Source organism: Streptomyces flavofungini (assembly GCF_041028215.1).
Lineage (GTDB): Bacteria > Actinomycetota > Actinomycetes > Streptomycetales > Streptomycetaceae > Streptomyces > Streptomyces flavofungini_B.
In genome coordinates this window covers 1-1,042 of the sequence record NZ_JASKYR010001297.1, presented here as the reverse complement: position 1 = coordinate 1,042, position 1,042 = coordinate 1, and the positions used below count along the sequence as shown (strand labels likewise).

At 75.7% G+C, this 1,042-nt stretch carries 2 protein-coding genes; both read right to left on the bottom strand.

Annotated elements, in window-relative coordinates; all coding sequences use genetic code 11:
* Window positions 1-311, bottom strand: a 311-nt coding sequence (locus tag AB8Z36_RS40570; protein WP_369218354.1) for a hypothetical protein, incomplete at its 3' end; no start/stop codon positions are given.
* A gap of 110 nt (window positions 312-421) precedes the next feature.
* On the bottom strand, window positions 422-1,042 hold a 621-nt coding region (locus AB8Z36_RS40565), incomplete at its 5' end, for a GNAT family N-acetyltransferase (protein ID WP_369218353.1).

Sequence of the window (1,042 nt, the reverse complement as noted above, 5' to 3'; positions counted from 1 at the left end):
GTGGCGGGAGGGTCCGGCGGGAGACCGGGGGCCGCGTCGGCCGACGGGCCGCCGAGTGACCCCAGGCGCCGCTTGCGGTGCCGTGGCCGTCGGCGCCTGCCCGCCGTCCGGCCCGTGCCGGAACGGCCGTCGTCCCGGCCGGTCGCGCAGGCCTCGCACTGGGCGTTGCGGCACGGCCCGGGGCCCCATTCGGGGACGAACACCCCGAGCACCTTCCGGCGCCGGATCGCCGTGCCGACCGGATCTCCGCAGGCCTTGCAGACGTACCCGTCGTGCGGGCCGGGGCCCGGTCGCGGCCCTTCGCTGCCCATACGGGCAGCTTATTCCGGCCGGACACGGCTGGGCAGCCCTTCGGCGGTACCCGCCGGAAGCGCCTCCTTCACGCCTCCCGTACACCTCATGTGCGCCTCATGTGCGCCTCTTACGCGGTGGCCAGCCCGCCTCGCGGTTCGCGCCACATCGGCCACATCCGCGGGCCGTCGGGGAGGTCGAGGGGCGTCCCCGTGAGAACGAACCCGAGGCGTTCGTACAGGTCGCGGCTGCGGGCGTTGCTCGCCTCCAGATAGGCGTGCGCGCCCTCCCGGTCGCAGCGTCCGAGTACGGCGGCGACGAGGGCCGTGCCGAGCCCCTCGCCCTGCCGGTCCGGCCGCACGGCGATCATGTGCAGGTACTGGTGGGCCCGGTCGGTCGGGTGGGCGGCATCCGTCAGCCTGCCGATCAGCTCGACCCGCTCGTTCGCCGGGTCGACGGCCTGGCGCAGCAGCGCGGGGCCGTCCTCGCCGCCGGGTTCGCCGTCGGCGGGGCCGCCCTCGGGCACGGACCACCACAGAGCGGCGGCGGCGCCGTCCTCGGTGACGTCCACGAACCCCTCGGCGAGGGCCAGATCGAAGAAGGCGCCCATCAGCGCGCCGTGCGTACGCCTGCGGTACTCCTCGCCCGGCAGCACCCAGCCGCTCACCGGGTCCCCCATGAACGCCTCGTCGAGCAGCCGCACCACATCGGCCCGGTCCCCCGCACCGGCCCTACGGATCGCCACACCCAC